The organism is Caulobacter sp. BE264, assembly GCF_031457805.1.
Taxonomy (GTDB): domain Bacteria; phylum Pseudomonadota; class Alphaproteobacteria; order Caulobacterales; family Caulobacteraceae; genus Caulobacter.
Map to the genome: position 1 here is coordinate 48,545 of NZ_JAVDXI010000005.1, position 18,509 is coordinate 67,053.

Here is an 18,509-nt window from a genome sequence, read left to right on the forward strand (position 1 = left end):
GCCCGTCTGTGTAACGCCAAGCTGGCTAACAAACGCTAACCGAACACCGTTCCGCAATCTTACCCGACCGGAAGAGACCGCCCTAACCCGGCAAGGCGCAGGCGCTCGAGCTCCGAAGGAACGCGACGCAGGCCAGCCACCGTCGCCAGCAGTCCCGCGGGTTGGACGGGCTTGGGATGGGCGTCGTCGAACCCTTGAGCGATCAAGCGCTCACTGTCGCCGGCCATGGCGTCAGCTGTCAGGGCCACGATGGGAAGGTCACTGCGGCCGACCTCGCCGGCGCGGATGCGGCGCACCGCCTCCACCCCATCCATGCCTGGCATGTGAACGTCCATCAGGACGACATCGAAGTCCTCGATGCGCAACCGGGCAAGCGCGGCATGGCCATCGCCCGCCACGGCCACAGCGGCCCCGACGGCTTCGAGGATCGCGCGGGCGACCATCTGGTTGACCACATTGTCATCGACGACGAGCACGCGCGCGCCTTCGAGTTGCGGCGGGGCCGCTGGGGCCGAGGTCGTCGCCGGAGCGGGCGCGGCGGGGAGATGCAGGCGAACCGTAAAGGTGGAGCCTACGCCAGGCTCGCTGGAGACGAGGATCTCGCCCTCCATAAGTTCAGCCAGTTGTCTACAGATGGAAAGACCAAGACCTGTGCCGCCGAAACGACGCGCGATCGAAGGGTCGCCCTGGCCGAACGGCGTAAACAGGCGGCTGACCTGCTCAGCCGTCATGCCGACACCCGTGTCGCTCACCGACAGAGTGACCATGCGCTGCGCCTCCTCGCCCGCCACGCGGATGAACACCCGGCCTGTCTCTGTGAATTTCAGTGCGTTTGAGACCAGATTCATCAGAATCTGACGCACGCGCGCAGCGTCCCCAGCAACCCAACGGGGCGTGTCAGGACTGACCTCAAGCACCAGGTCCAGTTCCTTCAGGCGCGCACTCTCGCTCCAGACTGCGCGCGTTTGCAGCGCCAGTTTGCGGACGTCGAACGGAGCGACCTCCAAGCTCAGCTTTCCCGCCTCGATCTTGGAAAGATCAAGGATGTCGTTGAGAATCGTCATCAGCCCGTGGCCGGACTCCTCGATCATCTCCAGGTACTCGGACTGGCGGGCATCAAGTTTGGTGCCGCGCAACGCATGAGCCAGACCCAGGACGCCATTCATCGGCGTGCGCAATTCATGACTCATCATCGCCAGGAAGGCTGACTTGGCGCGGCTGGCCTCGATCGCATTGGCCTCTGCTTCCTCGCGCGCCTTGGCCGAGGCCCGCATTGTGCGAACAGCATCAGCGACATAGCCCACCAGGCCTAGCAAGATGGCGAACGCCGCGAGGCGATCCCATAGACTGAACCGGGTGGCCATCAGCGGCAGCGCGGCCAGCGTCATGAACGGCCAGACCGTCAACGACAGCATCGCCAAAAGGCTGTTCATCGCGTAGCGAACGCCTTCGACGACGATACCAAACAAGATCAGGAGCGCCGCGTACTTCATCGCGATCGGGCCGTTGATGACGCAGTAACCGGCCATGAATGACCAGACCATCGCGAAGCCTGAGGTGGGGCCGATCCGCATGAACCGGATCATGGCCATCGGCCAAGTCGGATTGTAGCGCCTCTCCAGATAGAGCACCGAGAGCTCAAACACCGTGTTCGCGATCAGCCATACGACGAGGGCGGGCCAACCCAGATAAAAAGCCAGGAGTCCGCCGACCATGGCGGTCACGCTCAAGCGCGCCACCCGGCTACGCCGAGTGACCACAAGCATTGAGCCCGCCTGGCCGTCGTCAAGAATATCCCGGAGAGCCAACGCTCACTCCCGCGAACCAAAGGTCGCGGGAGTTAAGGCGTACAGTGTTCAAAAAGCATTTAAGCGAGGCCGAGCATGGCTCTCGACGCTTCGATCAACCCTGGAAGGGGTCGCGCATCAGGATGGTGTCGTCCCGCTCGGGGCTGGTCGACAACAGGGCCACCGGCGCGCCGATCAGTTCCTCGACCCGGCGCACATACTTGATGGCGTTGGCGTTGAGATCCTTGAACGAGCGCGCCCCGGCGGTGCTTTCGGTCCAGCCCTCGATCTCTTCATAGATCGGCGTGGCGGCGGCCTGGTCGCGCAGGCCGGCCGGCAGGTAGTCGACGACCTTGTCGCCGATCTTGTAGCCGATGCAGATCTTCAGGGTCTTCAGGCCGTCCAGCACGTCCAGCTTGGTCAGGGCCACGCCGTGGATGCCGTTGATGGCCACCGACTGGCGCACCAGAACCGAGTCGAACCAGCCGCAGCGGCGGGCGCGGCCGGTGTTGACGCCGACCTCACGGCCGACGGTCGACAGGTGCTTGCCGACCTCGTCGAACAGCTCGGCCGGGAACGGGCCTTCGCCGACGCGGGTGGTGTAGGCCTTGACGATGCCCAGCACATAGCCGGTCGCCGAAGGGCCCATGCCCGAGCCGGCGGACGCTTGGCCCGCCGCGGTGTTCGACGAGGTGACGAACGGATAGGTGCCGTGGTCGACGTCCAGCAGCGAGCCTTGCGCGCCCTCGAACAGAATGCGGCGGCCGGCCTTGTAGGCCTGGTCCAGCACCCGCCAGGCCGGCTGGGCGTAGGCGAGGATGCGAGGGGCGAGCTCCATCAGCGCGTCGAACAGCTCCTGGGCGCTGGCTTCGGGCAAGCCCAGGCCGCGCCGAAGAGCGCCGTGGTGCGCCAGCAGACGCTCGATCTTCGGCTTCAGGGCTTCCGGATCAGCCAGATCGGCGACGCGGATCGCGCGACGGCCAACCTTGTCCTCATAGGCCGGGCCGATGCCCCGGCCCGTGGTGCCGATCTTCTGGGTCGAGGCGGCTTCACGCGCCTGGTCCAGATCGCGATGCAGCGGCAGGATCAGGCAGGCGTTGTCAGCCAGGATCAGCAGGTCCGGGGTGATCGCCACCCCCTGGTCGGCGATCTTGTCGATCTCGCTCAGCAGGTGCCAGGGGTCGACCACGACGCCGTTGCCGATCACCGAGGTTTTGCCCTGCACGACGCCCGAGGGCAGCAGGGCCAGCTTGTAGACCTTGCCGTCCACCACCAGCGTATGGCCGGCGTTGTGGCCGCCCTGGAAGCGCACGACGACATCGGCCCGGTTGCTGAGCCAGTCGACGATCTTGCCCTTGCCCTCGTCGCCCCACTGGGCGCCGACAACGGTCACGTTAGCCATGGTTTGAATACGCCTTGTCGCCTGCCGAGTGACGCCGCGAGGTCCTTCGACAGGACTCGACCCCGGACGTGGTCTCAATTTTGGGCGGCGCCGCGCGGACCGTCAAACAGTCCCTTCGCGAAGTCAGAAGGCGTAAACCAGCCGAACCCCCGCGTCGTCAAGCCCCTGGTTCTTGCCCTGGTGGAAGATCTGGCCGTTCGACAGGTGGGTATAGCTGAGCTCGACCGACACCTTGTCGCTGACCTGGTAGCCCAGGGCCAGTTCGGGCTCGAACAGCACCTTCGATCCGAAGTCGATGCGGTTGTAGTAGAGCCAGGTGCGGCGGGCGCGCTCTTCCGGGGTCAGGTTCGGCGCGTTGGCCGGCGGCAGGCCGGCCTTGCCGTCGGTGTAGGCCAGACCCATGCCGGGGCGCAGATAGAAGCCGCCCGGCTGACCCAGCTCGACCTTCCAGTTGAAGCCGACCGCGGCGAAGTTCGAAGTGTTGTTGGTGTTGATCGACACCATGGCGTGGACCTGCGGCTTGCCCAGCCAGTCCAGACGCTCGATCCGGTCCGTGCGATAACCCAGGTGGATGTCGGCGCCGCCTTCCCGGCCCGCCGCGCCCAGGCCGACGGCTTTGCCTATGAAGGTGACGTCGTGCTTGTAGACGCCAACGAAGGCCTCTCCCGCAAAGGCGGGGACGGCGCATCCGAGCGCGGCTCCGGCCAGCGTCAAGGAGGCCACGGCGGCGAAAGTGGCGGTCTTCATCAAGTCGTCCTGAACAGCATGGGCCCCCGGCCCAATATGGCCGTAACGGCAGAGGTCGGAAAGGGTTTCGATCGATGCGTCGGCGAGCTAGCCTGTTGGGCATGACCGTCTCTCTTGCCGACATCCAAGCCGCCGCTGGTCGCCTGAAGGGGCTGGCAGTCGAGACGCCGCTGCTTGAGAGTCCAGCCCTCAACGCGCGATTGGGCGGGCGCGTCTTCTTGAAGCCCGAGACCTTGCAGCGCGCCGGCGCGTTCAAGTTTCGCGGGGCCTATAACCGCTTGAGCCAGTTGACCGACGCCGAGAAAGCGCGCGGCGTGGTGGCGTTCTCGTCAGGAAATCACGCCCAGGGCGTGGCGCTGGCGGCCCAGCTTCTAGGCGTGCCGGCCCTGATCGTGATGCCCTCCGATTCGCCCAGCGTGAAGGTCGAGGGCACGCGCGGGTTTGGCGCGGACATCCGCTTCTACGATCGCTTCACAGAAGATCGAATCGCCATCGCCGACCAGATCGCGGCCGAGCGCGGCTGCGTGGTCGTGCCGTCCTATGACGATCCGCACATCATCGCCGGCCAGGGTACGGTGGGCCTGGAGATCGTCGCCCAGGCCGCCGCGCAAGGCGCGACGCTGGACCGCCTGATCTGCTGCGTCGGCGGGGGCGGCCTGATTGCGGGGACCTCGACAGCGGTGAAGGCGCTCTCGCCGTCGACTGAAATCTGGGGTGTGGAGCCCGCCGGCTTCGACGAGACGCGTCGATCGCTCGAAAGCGGCCAGCGCGAGACCATCGACAAGGACGCCCGCTCGATCTGCGACGCCTTGCTCACGCCGATCCCCGGCGACCTGACCTGGCCGATCAACCAGAGGAACCTCGCCGGCGCGGTCGCGGTGACCGACGCCGAGGTCGCCGAGGCGATGCGCTACGCCTTCTCGACCCTGAAGCTGGTGGTGGAGCCCGGCGGCTGCGTGGCCCTGACGGCGGCGCTGGCGGGCAAGGTCGACGTGACGGGCAAGACCGTGGCGATCGTGCTGTCGGGCGGCAATGTGGATCCGGGGTTGTTCGCGCAGGTGTTGAGCGGTCAAATCTAGCTCATAGAGCCGTGTCGTCCCGGCCAGTGAGGCCGACCCAGGATGACAATAGAAGCATTGCGGAGAGACATGAACCTGCCGCCCACGACCGCCCTCCCCCAGACCCCGCTGCTCGTCATCGACCGCGCGGCGCTGATGCGAAACCTCGCGCGGATGCAGGCGCTCTGCGACGCGGCGGGGGTTCGGCTGCGGGCGCACGGCAAGACCCACAAGTGCTCGACTCTGGGCCGCCTGATCATCGAGGGCGGCGCGGTCGGGCTCTGCTGCCAGACCGTCGGCGAGGCCGAGGCCTATGTCGCGGGCGGCATCCGGGACGTGCTGCTCACCGCGCCTTCCCCGCCCTGGGGCGCGGCGCGGCTGGCGTCCCTGGCCAAGACCGGCGCGCGCGTTGGCGCGGTCGCGGACGACGAGGGCCAGATCGACCGCCTGTCGGACGCGGCCGTAGCTGCAGGCGTGGTCCTAGACCTTGTTGTGGACCTTGATCTCGGCACCCACCGCGCCGGCGCCTATCCGAAAGACGCCCTGCGGCTGGCGCGCGCCGCCGACGCCGCGCCGGGACTGCGGTTTGCGGGGATCCAGGCCTATCTCGGCCACCTGCAGCACATGGATGATCTGTCCTTGCGCAAGTCGGCGGACGAAGCCGCTTTCGCCACCCTGAAGGCGCTGGTCGTCGAACTGACCGCCGCCGGCCTGCCGCCGCCGGTCGTGACGGGCGGTGGGACAGGCACCCACGCCTATGACCTCGCCTCCGGCGTCTACACCGAGCTGCAGGCGGGCTCCTACGCGGTGATGGACGTCGAGTACGATGCGTGCGGCGCGCCAGACGGGCAGGCCTGGGGCTTCGAGCCGGCGATGGTGGTCGCCGCGAGCGTGGTTTCGGCCAACCACAAGAGCCACGTCACCGTCGATGCCGGATTCAAGGCCGTGGCGATGGATGGTCCCCCCGCCCGCGTTGTCGCCGGCGCCGCGCCGGGCTCGCTGTGGCGGGCCATGGGCGACGAGCATGGCATGATCGCTCATCCAAGCCTGATCGACGTCTTGAAGGCCGGCGGCCGCGATCCCCTGAGCTTCGACAAGGCGGTCGCCGAAGCCGACGCCGATCCGGCCCGCGCCTGGCCCTCCGACGCGCCCAAGGTCGGCGATGTGGTCTGGCTGCAACCCGGCCACTGCGACCCGACGATCAACCTCTATGACGCCATCCACGTCTGGGACGGCGAGACGCTGGAACGCTGGGCGGTGGACGGGCGGCGGGTCAGCGCGCTCTAAACCGGCTTCCCCGGCGAATGCCGGGGTCCAGATCGAGCCCGCAAGCGCCTCCGAGAAGCGCTGTCTGTTGGCGCGAACACCTAAAAAGCACCGGATGAATCTGGACCCCGGCATTCGCCGGTGAGGTCGGGCCTTTGGGTAGCGGTAAACCGCTTCCCCTTGGGGCAAGAGCGATCTAGGGTCCGCGCCCAACGACAAGATTTGCTCCAAGAGGGCTTACCGATGAAACGCCTGCTGCTCGCCACCGCCCTGTTCGCCGCGCCCATGCTGGCGTACGCGTCGGACGCGCCCAAGATCGACCCCGCCAAGCTGGCCGCCCACATCAAGACGCTGTCCTCGGACGCCTTCGAAGGTCGCGGCCCCGCCACAGCCGGCGAGACGAAAACCGTCGCCTACATCTCCGAGCAGATGAAGGCCGTGGGCCTGGAGCCCGGCGGCGACCTGAAGGACGGCAAGCGCCTCTGGACCCAGGACGTGCCGCTCAGCAAGTTCGACATCGACGGCCCGGTCATGGCCCATGTGATGGTTGGCGCCGACCACATCATGCTGAACCAGGGCGAACAGGTCGCCATCCGCGCGGCGATGACCAACGTGAACGCCGTGTCGATCAAGGACGCGCCGATCGTCTTCGCCGGTTACGGCGTCAAGGCGCCCGAGCGCAACTGGGACGACTTCAAGGGCATGGACCTGAAGGGCAAGGTCGTCGTTGTGCTGATCAACGATCCGGACTTCGAGACGGGATCCGGCGACTTCGGCGGCAAGGCCATGACCTATTACGGCCGCTGGACCTACAAGTTCGAGGAAGCCGCCCGTCAGGGCGCGGCGGGCCTGCTGATCGTCCACGAAACCGCGCCCGCCTCCTACGGCTGGGCCACCGTCAAGAACTCGAACACCAACACGATGTTCGACATCGTCCGGAAAGACCCGGCCAAGTCGCATCCGCCGATGGAAGGCTGGATCCAGCGCGACGTCGCCGTGGACCTGTTCAAGAAGGCCGGCCTAGATTTCGACGCGCTGAAGAAGGCTGCTCAGAGCCGCGACTTCAAGCCGGTGGAACTGAAGGGCGCCACCTTCTCGGCCGACTACAAGGTCAAATACGAGGTGATCGTCTCGAAGAACGTGGTCGGCAAGGTCACCGGCGCCAAGCGTCCGGACGAGACCGTGATCTTCAGCGGTCACTGGGACCACCTGGGCGTCGGCCTGCCAGACGCCAAGGGCGACAAGATCTATAACGGAGCCGTCGACAACGCGACCGGCATCGCCGCCATGCTGGAGATGGGGCGCATCGCCGCCAGCGGCCCCAAGCCGGATCGCTCGATGGTGTTCCTGGCGGTCACCGCCGAGGAAAAGGGCCTGCTCGGCTCGGAATACTACGCGGCCAATCCGCTGTATCCGCTGGCCAAGACGGCGGGCGTGATCAACACCGACGCCCTGGACCCGACGGGCCCGGCCAAGGACTTCACGATCTCCGGCAACGCCAAGCTCGATCTGCTGGACGACCTGATCGCCAAGGGCAAGGCCGTCGGTCGGACCTACACGCCCGATCCGGCCACCGAAGCCGGCTACTTCTACCGCTCGGACCACTTCCCCTTCGCCAAGCGCGGCGTGCCGGCGATCTCGTTCGGCTCCGGCGAGGACCTTGTCGAGGGCGGCGTCGCCGCGGGCAAGGCCGCCTCGGACGCCTACCGCATCAACGCCTACCACCAGCCCGCCGACGAGTGGAATGACAGCTGGCGGCTGGACGGCATGAGCGCCGACATCGCGCTGGTCTACAGCGTCGGCCGCGACCTAGCCGGCTCGACCCGCTGGCCCGACTGGGGCGCGGACTCCGAGTTCAAGGCCGCCCGCGACGCCAGCAAGGCTGAGCGGAAGTAGGCGTTGGTAACTGTCATCCCGGCCAAGCGCGCAGCGCGCCGAGCCGGGACCGCAGGAAGCTCTGCGCTTTCCGAGGTCCCGGGTCTGCGCTTCGCTCCGCCCGGGATGACACCTTGAGTTTGCGACCTCCCCCATGACCGCCTCCGTCTTCGACCTCTTCAAACTCGGCGTCGGCCCGTCGAGCAGCCACACCATGGGCCCGATGACGGCTGCAGTGCTGTTCATCGGTCGGCTGCGCGACGCCGGGAAGCTGACGTCCGTCGCGCGGGTCGAGACGCGGCTCTACGCGTCCCTGGCCCTCACCGGAAAAGGCCACGCCACCGATCGCGCGGTGATCCTGGGCCTGATGGGCTTGGTGCCCGCGGAGCTTGATCCCGACGCTGGCGAGGCCGCCCTGCTGGAAAGCCAGGCCAGCCAGTCGCTGAAGCTGGGCGGTGAGGTCGATATCGCCTTTGATGAAGCGCGTGACATCGTCTGGCTGGGCCATGAACGCCTGCCGCAGCACCCGAACGGTCTGACCTTCAGCGCCTTCGACAAGGTCGGCGCCCTCCTTGCCGAGCGCACCTACTTCTCGATCGGCGGCGGCTTTGTCCGCGACGAGAGCGAGATGGGCCGCAACGCCCCGCCCGAGGAAGGCCCCGCGATCCCCTTCCCGTTCGAGAGCGCAGCCGACCTGCTGGACCGCGCAGAGCAGGCGGGTCTGACGATCGCCGAGGTGATGGCCGCCAACGAACGCGCGCGGATGAGCGAGGGCGAGATGAACGCCGGTCTCGACCGCATCTTCGGCGCCATGGAGGCCTGCATCGATCGCGGCATGCGCCAGGAGGGCGTCCTGCCGGGCGGCCTCACCGTCAAGCGCCGGGCTCGCCAGATCCACCAGACCATCCAGGGCCGGATGGAGCGCCAGATGAGCGACCCGCTGGCCGCGATGGACTTCGTCAACCTGTGGGCCATGGCGGTCAACGAAGAGAACGCCGCCGGCGGCCGCGTGGTCACCGCCCCGACCAACGGCGCGGCGGGCCTGGTTCCGGCCGTGCTGCGGTTCTTCGTCCGCTTTCACAAGGGCACGCCCGAACAGGTCCGGACGTTCCTGCTGACCGCCGCCGCCATCGGCGCGCTCTACAAGATGAACGCCTCGATCAGCGGCGCCGAGGTCGGGTGCCAGGGCGAAGTGGGCGTCGCCTGCTCGATGGCGGCCGCGGGTCTCGCCGCCGCGCTGGGCGGCACCAACGCCCAGATCGAGAACGCCGCCGAGATCGGCATGGAGCACAACCTGGGCCTCACCTGCGACCCGATCGGGGGTCTGGTTCAGATCCCCTGCATCGAGCGCAACGCCATGGGCGCCATCAAGGCCATCGACGCCGCGCGTCTGGCCCTGCTGGGCGACGGCCAGCACTCGGTGTCGCTCGACAAGGTCATCGCCACGATGAAGCGCACCGGCGAGGACATGAACGAGATTTACAAGGAGACCTCGATGGGCGGCCTAGCGGTGGGCCTGTCGGTCAACCGGGTGGAGTGTTGAGGAGCGCGTAAGCGCCCCCTCCACCGCTTCGCGGTCCCCCTCCCCCGTTGCGCGGGGCAGGATGAGTGGCCTCCTCCCCCGCATCGCGGGGGAGGTGTCACGATGCGTCAGCATCGTGACGGAGGGGGCGCTATTGCCTCTCGACGCCCTGCCAAACCTCGCCTAACTTCCGCGAGAACATCAAGGGAACATTCGCACATGGGCAAGATCCGAACCGGCATCGGCGGCTGGACGTTCGAGCCCTGGCGCGGGACCTTCTATCCCGATGATCTCAAGCAGAAGGACGAACTGAAATACGCGTCCTCCAAGCTGACCAGCATCGAGATCAACGGCACCTACTACTCGACCTTCAAGCCCAACAGCTGGATGAAGTGGCGCGACGAGACGCCCGATGACTTCGTGTTCTCGGTCAAGGCCAGCCGCTTCTGCACCAACCGCCGGGTGCTGTCGGAGAACAACGACTCGCTCGAGAAATTCCTGTCGCAGGGGCTGGAAGAGCTGGGTTCGAAGCTTGGCCCCATCAACTGGCAGTTCATGGCCACCAAGAAGTTCGATCCGGCGGATTTCGAGGGTTTTCTGAAGTTACTGCCAAAGGAGCAGAAGGGCGTGCGCCTGCGTCACGCGATGGAGGTGCGCAGTCCGACCTTCGCCTGCCAGCAGTTCTACGACCTCTGCGCTCAGTATGGCGTGGCCATCGTCTACGCCGTCGACGACGAGGCCCCCGAGTGGCCGTGCATCGACCAGCCGACCGCCGACTTCACCTACGCCCGCCTGATGTGCAGCCGCGCGGACGAGCCCACCGGCATGACCTCCGAGGAGCTGGATGGCGTGGTCGCCCAGACCCGCAAGTGGGCCGAGCGCGGCGACCTGTTCGCCTACTTCATCGCCGGGGCGAAGGTGAGGAATCCGGCCGCGGCGATGGCGCTGATCGAGAAGCTGGGCTGAAAGCTCCCTCTCCCATTGGGAGAGGGTTGGGGTGAGGGGTTACGAGGTCTGAGGGCGTTGCCGGCTGTCCGGTTGCCGCTGTAACCCCTCACCCTCCCACCGCTTCGCGTCGGGCCCCGCCCTCTCCCAAAAGGAGAGGGATTTCCTCACCCCTTCTTCGGCAACCACGGCACGAAGCCGCTGGTGCGCGCGACGTACTCCTCGTAGCCCGGCTTGCTCTTGCGCATCTTGCCTTCGGTGGTCGGCACGCCGCTCCACTTGGTGAGCAGGAAGGTCATCAGCAGCGGCCCCGGCAAGGCCCAGGCGCCGATGCCCGTCTCGGCGGCGATCAGATAGAGACCCCACCAGACGCAGGCGTCGCCGAAATAGTTCGGGTGGCGAGTGTAGCGCCACAGGCCCTTGTCCATGACCTTGCCGGCGTTGTCCGGATTGGCCTTGAAGGCGGTCAGCTGGGCGTCGCCGATGGTCTCGAAGAGGATGCCGACGATCGTCAGGGCCGCGCCAGCATAGGCCAGTCCGCCGAGCACGCCAGGCCCCTGCCCCAGTTGCACCGGCAGGGCGACGAGGTAGCTCAGCACCGCCTGCAGGCCGAACACGATGATCAGCGAGGTGGTGGCGAAGTTCCAGCGCTTGGTCTTCTCATAGTGGGCGAAGATCGCGACATAGCGGCGGTCGGCGCCATGCTTGCGCCAACGCCACAGCAGATAGATCCCAAGCCGCGCGGCCCACAGGGTGCAGAGCCCGGTCAGCAGCAGGCCGTGCGGGGTGTGCTGGCTCTGCAGCAGGGTGCTCCAGGCCAGCAGCGCCATGCTAGGCCCCCACCAGGCGTCGATGAAGCTGACGTCCTTTGTCCGCAGGCTGACGGCCCAGAGAGCGAGGAACGCGACCGCTGATACCGCGGCGTTGACGGCGAGGATGGTGAGGATGGGCATGGAGGGCTCTGACGGGAAGATGCGGATGGTACGGGCGGCGGGGCGTTTTGGTTGATCCTCCCCCGCGATGCGGGGGAGGTGGCCCGAAGGGGCGGAGGGGCTAGCGCGGCATGGGTCCAGTTCGCCCCCTCCGTCGCTCCGCGACACCTCCCCCGCATCGCGGGGGAGGATCTTTCAAATCACGTCCCCACAACGAAGCTCACGGTCGTGGTGGTGGACCCACCGATATTCAGGGTCTGCACCGTCTTGGCGCCCTCGACCTGATAGTCGCCGGCCTGACCGGTGGTCTGCTTCCAGGCGTCGAGCACCATGCGCACGCCGGTCGCGCCGACCGGGTGGCCCGTACCGATCAGGCCGCCCGAGGGATTGATCGGCAGCTTGCCGCCGATGGCGATGTCGCCGTTCTCGACAGCCTTCCAACTCTCTCCAGGCGCCGTAAGACCCAGGTGGTCGATGGCCATGTATTCGGTGGCGGTAAAGCAGTCGTGGGTCTCGACCACGTCGATGCCCGAGACGTCCGGCGCAATCCCAGCCCGGGCGCGGGCGTCGAGAATGGCGCGGCGCACCTGCGGGAAGACATAATCCTGGTCGCGGCTGGCTTCGATCTTGCGGGTGTAGCTGAGCGGCGCCGAGCGGTGCCCCCAGCCCTTGATGCGCGGGATGCTCTCCAGGGCGATCCCGCGCTTGTCGGCATAGGCGCGCGCGCGCTTCTCCGACGCCAGGAAGATCACCGCCGAGCCGTCAGTGACCTGGCCGCAGTCCTGTTTGCGGGTGCGCCCCTCGACCACCGGATTGGCGACCTCATCGGCGGTGAAGGCGCCAGGCCCGAAATTCCAGCCGCGGGTCTGGGCGTTGGGATTGCGCTTGCCGTTGGCGAAATTGACCTCGGCGATGCCCATCAGGTGCTCGTACTTCAGGCCATAGCGGCGATCGTACTCGTCGGCGAGGTCGGAGAAGGCGCGCGGCCAGAGGAAGCGCGCGTCCTGGAACTCGTGCCCGACCCAGGCTGCGCTGCCCAGGTTCTCGGCCGCCTTCTGGCCCGGGACGTTACGCATCTGCTCGACGCCGACCACACAGGCCAGATCGTAGCGCCCGGCCTCGATTTCGGCGGCGGCGGCGAGGATGGCGATGCTGCCCGACGCGCAGGCCGCCTCGTGGCGCGCGGTCGGCAGGCCGTCGAACGCTGGGTGCACAAGACCGAACATGCCGCCAAGGTGTCCCTGACCAGCGAAAAGCTCGGCGGCGAAGTTGCCGACGTGACCGGTCTCGACGTCCTCAGCATCAAGGTCCACGGCGGCCAGCCCCTCGCCCACCGCTTCGGCGAAGGCGTCGGCCAGCTCGCGGCCTTCGCGGCTCCAGTTGGCGGCGAAATCGCTCTGCCAGCCGCCCAGCACATAGACCATGGCCGCACCCCCGGTTGTTCTAGTTAGTCCGATTATACAAGCGACTTGTCCGGAGTCCACGCCGTCGTCGAACATTGACTCTCCAGACCGAAACGCCGCACCAAGCCCGCCATGGTCCCGCCGACGGCTCCAGACCCCGCCCGGACGGCGCTGGTGCGCCGCAGTTCAGCCGCCCGCGCGCTGAACCTGATCGGCGACCGCTGGACTTTGCTGGTGCTCTACGCCGCCTTCATGGGGGTCACCCGCTTCGACGGCTTCGTCGAGATGACGGGCGTCGCCCGCTCACTGCTGACCGATCGCCTCAAACGCCTGGAAGCGGGCGGCGTGCTGGAGCGTCGCCTCTATCAGGATCGTCCGCCGCGGTCGGAATACCGCCTGACACCTATGGGTCGCGATCTTTACGACTCGGCGCTGATGCTGCTGGGCTGGGAGATGCGCTGGCGCTTTGACCCAACCTGCCCGTCCCACCAGATCGTCCACACGAGCTGCGGACAACCGTTGAAGCCCGTCCTGTGCTGCGCGGCCTGTGGCGAGGTCGTGAAGGTCCGCGACATCACCCTGTCGCCCGGTCCGGGCGCGGGCCTCGAGCCAGCCCCGCGCGCCCGTCACTCGCGCCGCGCCAGCCATGACGACGTCGGGGGCGAGGGCCTGCATCCGATGCTGGAGCGCGGGATCGAGGTGTTGGGCGACCGCTGGACCGCCCACGTGGTTGCACGCGCCTTCTACGGTCTGCGCCGCTTCAAGGATTTCCAGGAGGAGCTGAAGGTCGCCAGCAACATCCTGACCGACCGCCTCGAGCGACTGGTCGTGCGGGGTATGCTGGAACGGGTTCGATACCAGGCAAAGCCCGAGCGCTGGGAATATCGCCTGACCAAGGAGGGGCGCGACCTCTTCCCGCTGATCGCGGCGTTGATGGCGTGGGGCGATCGCTGGCTGTCAGGAAACGAGGGAGCGCCCGAAATTCTGACACATCACTGCGGTGCGCGGCTGGCGCCTGTGGTGCGATGTGAGGGTTGTGGCGGCGGAGTCGATACGGGGAATACGCGACTTAGATCCTCCCCCTAGCGGGGGAGGTGTCGCCGCAGGTGACGGAGGGGGAAGTTCTGAGGCACCTGCCTCCTTCCCTCTCCGGTCGCTATGCGACCGCCTCCCCCACAGGGGGAGGATTTAGAGCCATAGCCCTTCCCCGTCCGCTCCATCCCCCCAGAAGCCCGGCTTGGGCGGCATGATGCGCCCCCGCTCGACCCGCAAACCGCCCGGATGATCGGCCGCCAGCCACCAAGGCCCGTCGAGATCCGCAAAGTCGCTGGCGCCCCCCAGATGCAGGGCCGGCGCAACACCCAAGGACGACGCCACCATGCAGCCCGTCATCACCTGGAAGCCTAGGGCGCGGGCCGCCTTCAGCATGGCCGACGCCTCGGTCAGCCCCCCGGTCTTGTCGAGCTTGAGGTTCACCGCGCCATAGCGCCCGCTTAGGGCCGCCAGATCGTCGCCGACATGCACGCTCTCGTCGGCGCAGACGGTGAACGGCGGGTCCCAGCCTTCCAGCGCCTGATCCTCGCCGGCGGGAAGCGGCTGCTCGACCAGCGCGATCGGCAGGTCGGCCAGCAGCGACTTCAAGTCGTTCAGAATCTCGAAGGTCCAGCCCTCGTTGGGATCGACGATGAAGCGTGCGTTCGGGGCGGCGGCCGCCACGGCGCGCAGGCGGGCGGCGGGATCGTCAGCCGACAGCTTGATCTTGATCAGCGGGGCCTCGGCGACGACTTGCGCGGCCGCGCCCATGGCTTCGGGGGTATCGAGACTGACCGTGACGGCCGTAACAAGATCGCGAGGAACGGGCAGCCCGGTGGCCTGGGCGACGCTGACGCCGGTGAGTCGGGCGCGCAGGTCCCACAGGGCCAGGTCCAGCGCATTGCGCGCCGCGCCGGGCGGCAGAGCGAAGCAGGCGGCTTCCACGTCTTCGGCCGCGAGAGCCGGCGCCAGCTGGGCCAGCACGCTCTCCACCGTCTCGCCATAACGGGCGTAGGGCACGCTCTCGCCGCGCCCGACGTGGCCATCGACCCGCGCGATCACCTCAACCACCTCGGCGGCGGTCTTGACCCCGCGCGAGATGCGGAACGGGGCCTTCAGCGGATGCGAGACCGGGCGGGCGGAAACGGCGATCGACATGACCGCAGGGATGGCGCCGTTTGCGGGCCTCTACCAGCCCCAGTGACGCGGGATCGGCGAGTCGGCGCGACGTTCGGCCATCACCTTCAGGGCCAGCGGCCGGTCGACAACGAACAACGCCAGCCAGACCAGCAGCACGCCGGCGTAGTGAACCGCGCCCCACAGACCGCCCGGACGCCCCGGGCGCACGAAACGGGCGGGCCGGCGCGGCGCGGCGAACGGCTGGGTCATGGCGAAGTCGGTCATGTCGTCGTCCCTCATCTGATGAAGACGACCTTGGCCGGGACATGCGCCAGATTCGGACGTATTGAACTTCCGGCCGGACGCCCGCATTTCACGGGCAAGGATTCACGAGGACCTCATGGCCAAGACCGTCAGCATCAACATTCCTCACCAGCTGGGCGCGGCCGAAGCCCGACGTCGCCTTGAAGAAGGCCTGTCGCAGCTGGCCGGTCAGATCCCCGGCGGCGACGCGGCGCGATTCACCCAGAGCTGGGCGGGCGACGTGCTGAACTTCTCGGCCGTGGCCATGGGTCAGACCATCACCGGCGTGGTGCAGGTGCTGGACGACCACGCGCGCCTCGACCTCTCGCTGCCCGGCTTGCTGGGCATGGCCGCCGGCAAGATCAAGGACGAGCTAAGCCGCCGCGGTCAGCTGCTGCTGAAGTAAGACGTTCCTAGAGCCGACGCGGATCGAAGTCGTGGCGGCCCAGGCTCTCGAAGCGGCCTTCCTCGGCCTTGTTGATGTACTGCGCAGCGACCAGCCAGCTCTTCACGGGGCGCAGGGTCGCCAGGCAGCCCACCAGGAAGGCCGGGAAGACCGTGACCAGATGCACCCACATCGGCGGGCGATAGACGACCTCGACCCAGGCGAAAACGGCGGTCACCAGGATGCCGACGCCGCTCATCACGAAAAAGGCCGGACCGTCAGCCGGATCGGCGAAGCCGTAGTCGAGCCCGCAGCGATCGCAGGCCGGCGCCAGCTTGAGGAAGCCTTGGAAGAGCTTGCCCTCACCGCAGCGGGGGCAGCAGCATTTCAGACCCGCCCGGATGGGGCTCGGAGCATTGGGATAGGCGGCGTCGGCCATCGAAAGCCCTTCCTACAATCGCGCGATTGATCCATACATTCTGCATTCAATGTATGGAAATACCGTTATGCCCGCAACTAAGGGATCGCCGAATGTCGCCGCTGGCTGGCTGTCGCGGGTAGCCGCGCTGGAAGGGCCGACCTACCGCCGGATCGCCCTGGCGCTCGAGGCGGCGGTCGCCGAGGGTGAACTGCAGGCGGGCGACCAGATCCCCGCCCAGCGCGAGGTCGCGCGCCTGGTCGGCGTGGATTTCACCACCGTCACTCGCGCCTATGGCCTAGCCCGCGAGCGCGGCCTGATCGAGGGAACAGCCGGACGCGGAACGTTTATCCGCCCACGGAGCAATGAGGACGAGACGGGCCTCGTCGATCTGTCGATGAACCTCCCGCCGCCCCCGCAGGGCGTGAACCTCGCCAGCCTGTTGCGCGAGACGACCAGCGCAATCCTCGCCCGCACCGATCCAGCCGCCTTGATGGCTTATCATCCCGGCGCGGGCTCGCTGGCTCAACGCGCGGCGGGCGCGGCCTGGATGGCGCCGACCGTGGGCGAGGTTGATCCGGCGCGCGTCGTGGTCACAGGCGGCGCCCAGACCGCGCTCACCGCTCTGATCGACCACCTGACCGTGCCCGGCGACACCATCCTGGTCGAGACCTTCACCTATCCGGGCCTGCTGGCGACCGCATCGCGCCGAGGGCTGAACTTCGTCGGCTGCCCGATGGACGCTGAGGGCCTGGAGCCCGAGGCCTTGGCCAGGCTGGTCGCGGTCCATCGGCCGCGCCTGATCTGCTGCACGCCGACCTTCCAGAACCCGACGGCCGCCACCATGAGTCAGGCCCGCCGCGTCGCTGTTGTCGAGACCGCCCGCGCCGCCGGCGCGCTCATCGTCGAGGATGACGCCTACGGCCTCCTGCCGGCCACGCCCCTCCCCGCTCTGGCGGCGCTGTGGCCCGAGGGTGTCTTTCATGTGACGACCACCGCCAAGACGCTCTCGCCCGGCCTTCGGCTGGCCTATGTCGTGACACCGCCGGGACGCGCCGAGGCGCTTGCAGCCACGCTGCACGCTATCGCCCAGATGCCCGCGCCGCTGATGGCGGGGACCGTCACGCAGTGGATCCGCGAGGGCGTGGCGGCCAAGGTGCTGGCGGGGGTCCGGTCTGAAGCGGTCGCCCGCCGGGCGCTGGCGGCGGAGCTTTTGCCTGGCGCAATAGGCGGCGTCGAAAGCCTGCACGTCTGGCTGCCGGACGCAACGGCGACCTTGGCGGCGCGCGAGCGCGGCTTGGCGCTGGTCGGCGCGAGCGCCTTCAAAGCCCCCGGCGCCTCTGGCGAGGGACTACGAATCTCGCTGGGCGCCGCGAGCAAACAAACGACGCTGGCGCGGGGCCTACGGGAGTTGGCCTTGTTGAGTCCCCTTTAGAACGCGTCGTCGTCGTCGGCTTCAGCCTCGTCCGCCTCGCCGCCCATGGCGTTCTCGAGGCTGTCGATTATGTCGTCCATCTGGTCCGGGGTGATCGAGACGTACAGCGACTCCCCGCCGATGGCCGAGACCAGCAGGCGGTAGCCGTCCTCGGTCTCCTGCAGGCTGAACGATTGGAGCGGCAGGAGCTTGGCCATGGGGGATCCTTCCCGAGAGAGCGAGGCGCTCATCTAGGGAAGCACAGGCCTTACTTCAACGCGCCTTTGCGCAGCATGGCCACGTGCGTGGCGATCAGTTGCTCGCGCTCGACCCAGGGAAACTCCGAACGGGCGATCAGCAGTGACACCAGGCCGTGCAGACCCGCCCACAGCGACTGGGTGGCCGCTTCCGGATCGTCCGAGACGGTTTCGCCGCGGGCGTGGAACTCCCCGACCATCTGGGCGAACACCGCGAAGACCTCCTTGCCGGCGATCATCGGGCGCCCGCCGGTCTTTTCCAGGAACGAGCCGTCGACGCTCTTCTCCAGCATGAAGGCCACCCGGTAGGCGTCGGGATGGTCCAGCCCAAAGTCGATATAGACCCGCAGGCACCGCTCGAAGTTCTCGGCCGTCGGAACGTAGTCGACACGCGCCGCCTCCATCCGCTCCCCCAGAATGGCGAACGCCCGGACGCAGAGTTCGGCCGCGATATCGTCCTTGGTGGCGAAATAGGCGTAGAGCGCCGGCTGCGAGATGCCCGCGATCTCGGCGATCTGACGCGTCGAGACCGCCTGTACGCCCTTCTGGATGAACAGGGTCAGGGCGGCGTCGAGGATCTCTTCGCGACGCTCGCCCCCATGTCCCTTGGGCTTCCGGGGCGAACGGGTCTTCGGCGACTTCAT

Annotated in this window: 18 protein-coding genes; 8 read left to right on the forward strand and 10 right to left on the reverse strand. The window is 67.5% G+C overall.

From position 1 onward, the window contains the following. Positions 1 to 59: 59 nt before the first annotated feature. From J2X45_RS13090 to J2X45_RS13100, 3 genes are all read right to left on the reverse strand, one after another. Positions 60 to 1,808, reverse strand: a complete 1,749-nt coding sequence (locus tag J2X45_RS13090) for an ATP-binding protein (RefSeq protein WP_310215424.1) — start codon at positions 1,806 to 1,808, stop codon at positions 60 to 62. Between the two features lie 94 nt (positions 1,809 to 1,902). Beyond that, on the reverse strand, positions 1,903 to 3,189 hold the full coding sequence (locus tag J2X45_RS13095) for an adenylosuccinate synthase (protein WP_310215426.1): 1,287 nt from the start codon (positions 3,187 to 3,189) through the stop codon (positions 1,903 to 1,905). Between the two features lie 123 nt (positions 3,190 to 3,312). Continuing rightward, positions 3,313 to 3,939 (reverse strand): acyloxyacyl hydrolase, encoded by a 627-nt coding sequence (locus J2X45_RS13100; protein WP_310215428.1) that lies wholly within the window; start codon positions 3,937 to 3,939, stop codon positions 3,313 to 3,315. Between the two features lie 98 nt (positions 3,940 to 4,037). Between J2X45_RS13100 and J2X45_RS13105 the strand changes: the two genes are divergently transcribed. The 5 genes from J2X45_RS13105 to J2X45_RS13125 all read left to right on the forward strand — a co-directional run bounded on the left by J2X45_RS13105 (position 4,038) and on the right by J2X45_RS13125 (position 10,623). After that, the gene (locus J2X45_RS13105; protein WP_310215430.1) at positions 4,038 to 5,015 is read left to right on the forward strand and encodes a threonine/serine dehydratase; all 978 of its coding nucleotides are present in this window, start codon (positions 4,038 to 4,040) and stop codon (positions 5,013 to 5,015) included. Between the two features lie 42 nt (positions 5,016 to 5,057). After that, entirely contained in the window at positions 5,058 to 6,281 is a 1,224-nt protein-coding gene (locus tag J2X45_RS13110; protein ID WP_404980065.1) for an alanine racemase, read from the forward strand. Between the two features lie 222 nt (positions 6,282 to 6,503). Beyond that, entirely contained in the window at positions 6,504 to 8,156 is a 1,653-nt protein-coding gene (locus J2X45_RS13115) for a M28 family metallopeptidase (RefSeq protein ID WP_310215433.1), read from the forward strand. 133 nt (positions 8,157 to 8,289) lie between these two features. Continuing rightward, entirely contained in the window at positions 8,290 to 9,678 is a 1,389-nt protein-coding gene (locus J2X45_RS13120) for an L-serine ammonia-lyase (protein WP_310215435.1), read from the forward strand. Between the two features lie 198 nt (positions 9,679 to 9,876). Then, positions 9,877 to 10,623, forward strand: a complete 747-nt coding sequence (locus J2X45_RS13125) for a DUF72 domain-containing protein (protein WP_310215437.1) — start codon at positions 9,877 to 9,879, stop codon at positions 10,621 to 10,623. A gap of 146 nt (positions 10,624 to 10,769) precedes the next feature. Here J2X45_RS13125 and J2X45_RS13130 read toward each other — a convergent pair whose 3' ends face one another. After that, entirely contained in the window at positions 10,770 to 11,702 is a 933-nt protein-coding gene (locus J2X45_RS13130) for a DUF1295 domain-containing protein (protein WP_404980066.1), read from the reverse strand. 32 nt (positions 11,703 to 11,734) lie between these two features. Continuing rightward, a complete protein-coding gene (locus J2X45_RS13135) occupies positions 11,735 to 12,958 on the reverse strand; it encodes an acetyl-CoA acetyltransferase (protein ID WP_310215440.1) in 1,224 nt (407 codons plus the stop codon). Between the two features lie 111 nt (positions 12,959 to 13,069). Here J2X45_RS13135 and J2X45_RS13140 point away from each other — a divergent pair, with 111 nt between their 5' ends. Continuing rightward, a complete protein-coding gene (locus J2X45_RS13140) occupies positions 13,070 to 14,023 on the forward strand; it encodes a helix-turn-helix domain-containing protein (protein WP_310215444.1) in 954 nt (317 codons plus the stop codon). Positions 14,024 to 14,125: 102 nt separating this feature from the next. Here the strand turns inward: J2X45_RS13140 and J2X45_RS13145 are convergent, their stop codons facing one another. Together J2X45_RS13145 and didA are read right to left on the reverse strand one after the other, a co-directional pair. Beyond that, positions 14,126 to 15,127, reverse strand: coding sequence for a dipeptide epimerase (locus J2X45_RS13145; protein WP_310215446.1), 1,002 nt, complete (start codon positions 15,125 to 15,127; stop codon positions 14,126 to 14,128). Between the two features lie 30 nt (positions 15,128 to 15,157). Next, positions 15,158 to 15,373 (reverse strand): DNA damage-induced SOS-independent cell division inhibitor A, encoded by a 216-nt coding sequence (gene didA / locus J2X45_RS13150; protein ID WP_310215447.1) that lies wholly within the window; start codon positions 15,371 to 15,373, stop codon positions 15,158 to 15,160. Between the two features lie 115 nt (positions 15,374 to 15,488). Between didA and J2X45_RS13155 the strand changes: the two genes are divergently transcribed. Continuing rightward, positions 15,489 to 15,797 (forward strand): polyhydroxyalkanoic acid system family protein, encoded by a 309-nt coding sequence (locus tag J2X45_RS13155; RefSeq protein WP_310215448.1) that lies wholly within the window; start codon positions 15,489 to 15,491, stop codon positions 15,795 to 15,797. Positions 15,798 to 15,804: 7 nt separating this feature from the next. Here the strand turns inward: J2X45_RS13155 and J2X45_RS13160 are convergent, their stop codons facing one another. Continuing rightward, a complete protein-coding gene (locus J2X45_RS13160; RefSeq protein ID WP_310215449.1) occupies positions 15,805 to 16,215 on the reverse strand; it encodes a DUF983 domain-containing protein in 411 nt (136 codons plus the stop codon). On the opposite strand from J2X45_RS13160, the gene J2X45_RS13165 reads away from it, so the two are divergent. After that, complete coding sequence (locus J2X45_RS13165) at positions 16,214 to 17,629, forward strand: PLP-dependent aminotransferase family protein (protein WP_310216043.1); 1,416 nt, start codon at positions 16,214 to 16,216, stop codon at positions 17,627 to 17,629. The genes J2X45_RS13160 and J2X45_RS13165 overlap by 2 nt on opposite strands. Here the strand turns inward: J2X45_RS13165 and J2X45_RS13170 are convergent. Next, a complete protein-coding gene (locus J2X45_RS13170) occupies positions 17,626 to 17,826 on the reverse strand; it encodes a hypothetical protein (protein ID WP_310215451.1) in 201 nt (66 codons plus the stop codon). The two genes, J2X45_RS13165 and J2X45_RS13170, sit on opposite strands and share 4 nt — an antisense overlap. A gap of 50 nt (positions 17,827 to 17,876) precedes the next feature. After that, positions 17,877 to 18,509, reverse strand: a complete 633-nt coding sequence (locus J2X45_RS13175; RefSeq protein ID WP_310215452.1) for a TetR/AcrR family transcriptional regulator — start codon at positions 18,507 to 18,509, stop codon at positions 17,877 to 17,879.

Excerpts from the sequence above, each read along its gene's own strand:
- J2X45_RS13135 (WP_310215440.1), bottom strand. The coding sequence starts at position 12,958 with ATGGTCTATGTGCTGGGCGGCTGGCAGAGCGATTTCGCCGCCAACTGG.
- J2X45_RS13155 (WP_310215448.1), top strand. The coding sequence starts at position 15,489 with ATGGCCAAGACCGTCAGCATCAACATTCCTCACCAGCTGGGCGCGGCC.
- J2X45_RS13175 (WP_310215452.1), bottom strand. The coding sequence starts at position 18,509 with ATGAAGTCGCCGAAGACCCGTTCGCCCCGGAAGCCCAAGGGACATGGG.
- didA (WP_310215447.1), bottom strand. The coding sequence starts at position 15,373 with ATGACCGACTTCGCCATGACCCAGCCGTTCGCCGCGCCGCGCCGGCCC.
- J2X45_RS13140 (WP_310215444.1), top strand. The coding sequence starts at position 13,070 with ATGGTCCCGCCGACGGCTCCAGACCCCGCCCGGACGGCGCTGGTGCGC.
- J2X45_RS13170 (WP_310215451.1), bottom strand. The coding sequence starts at position 17,826 with ATGGCCAAGCTCCTGCCGCTCCAATCGTTCAGCCTGCAGGAGACCGAG.
- J2X45_RS13125 (WP_310215437.1), top strand. The coding sequence starts at position 9,877 with ATGGGCAAGATCCGAACCGGCATCGGCGGCTGGACGTTCGAGCCCTGG.
- J2X45_RS13160 (WP_310215449.1), bottom strand. The coding sequence starts at position 16,215 with ATGGCCGACGCCGCCTATCCCAATGCTCCGAGCCCCATCCGGGCGGGT.
- J2X45_RS13095 (WP_310215426.1), bottom strand. The coding sequence starts at position 3,189 with ATGGCTAACGTGACCGTTGTCGGCGCCCAGTGGGGCGACGAGGGCAAG.
- J2X45_RS13110 (WP_404980065.1), top strand. The coding sequence starts at position 5,058 with ATGACAATAGAAGCATTGCGGAGAGACATGAACCTGCCGCCCACGACC.
- J2X45_RS13145 (WP_310215446.1), bottom strand. The coding sequence starts at position 15,127 with ATGTCGATCGCCGTTTCCGCCCGCCCGGTCTCGCATCCGCTGAAGGCC.
- J2X45_RS13105 (WP_310215430.1), top strand. The coding sequence starts at position 4,038 with ATGACCGTCTCTCTTGCCGACATCCAAGCCGCCGCTGGTCGCCTGAAG.
- J2X45_RS13115 (WP_310215433.1), top strand. The coding sequence starts at position 6,504 with ATGAAACGCCTGCTGCTCGCCACCGCCCTGTTCGCCGCGCCCATGCTG.
- J2X45_RS13120 (WP_310215435.1), top strand. The coding sequence starts at position 8,290 with ATGACCGCCTCCGTCTTCGACCTCTTCAAACTCGGCGTCGGCCCGTCG.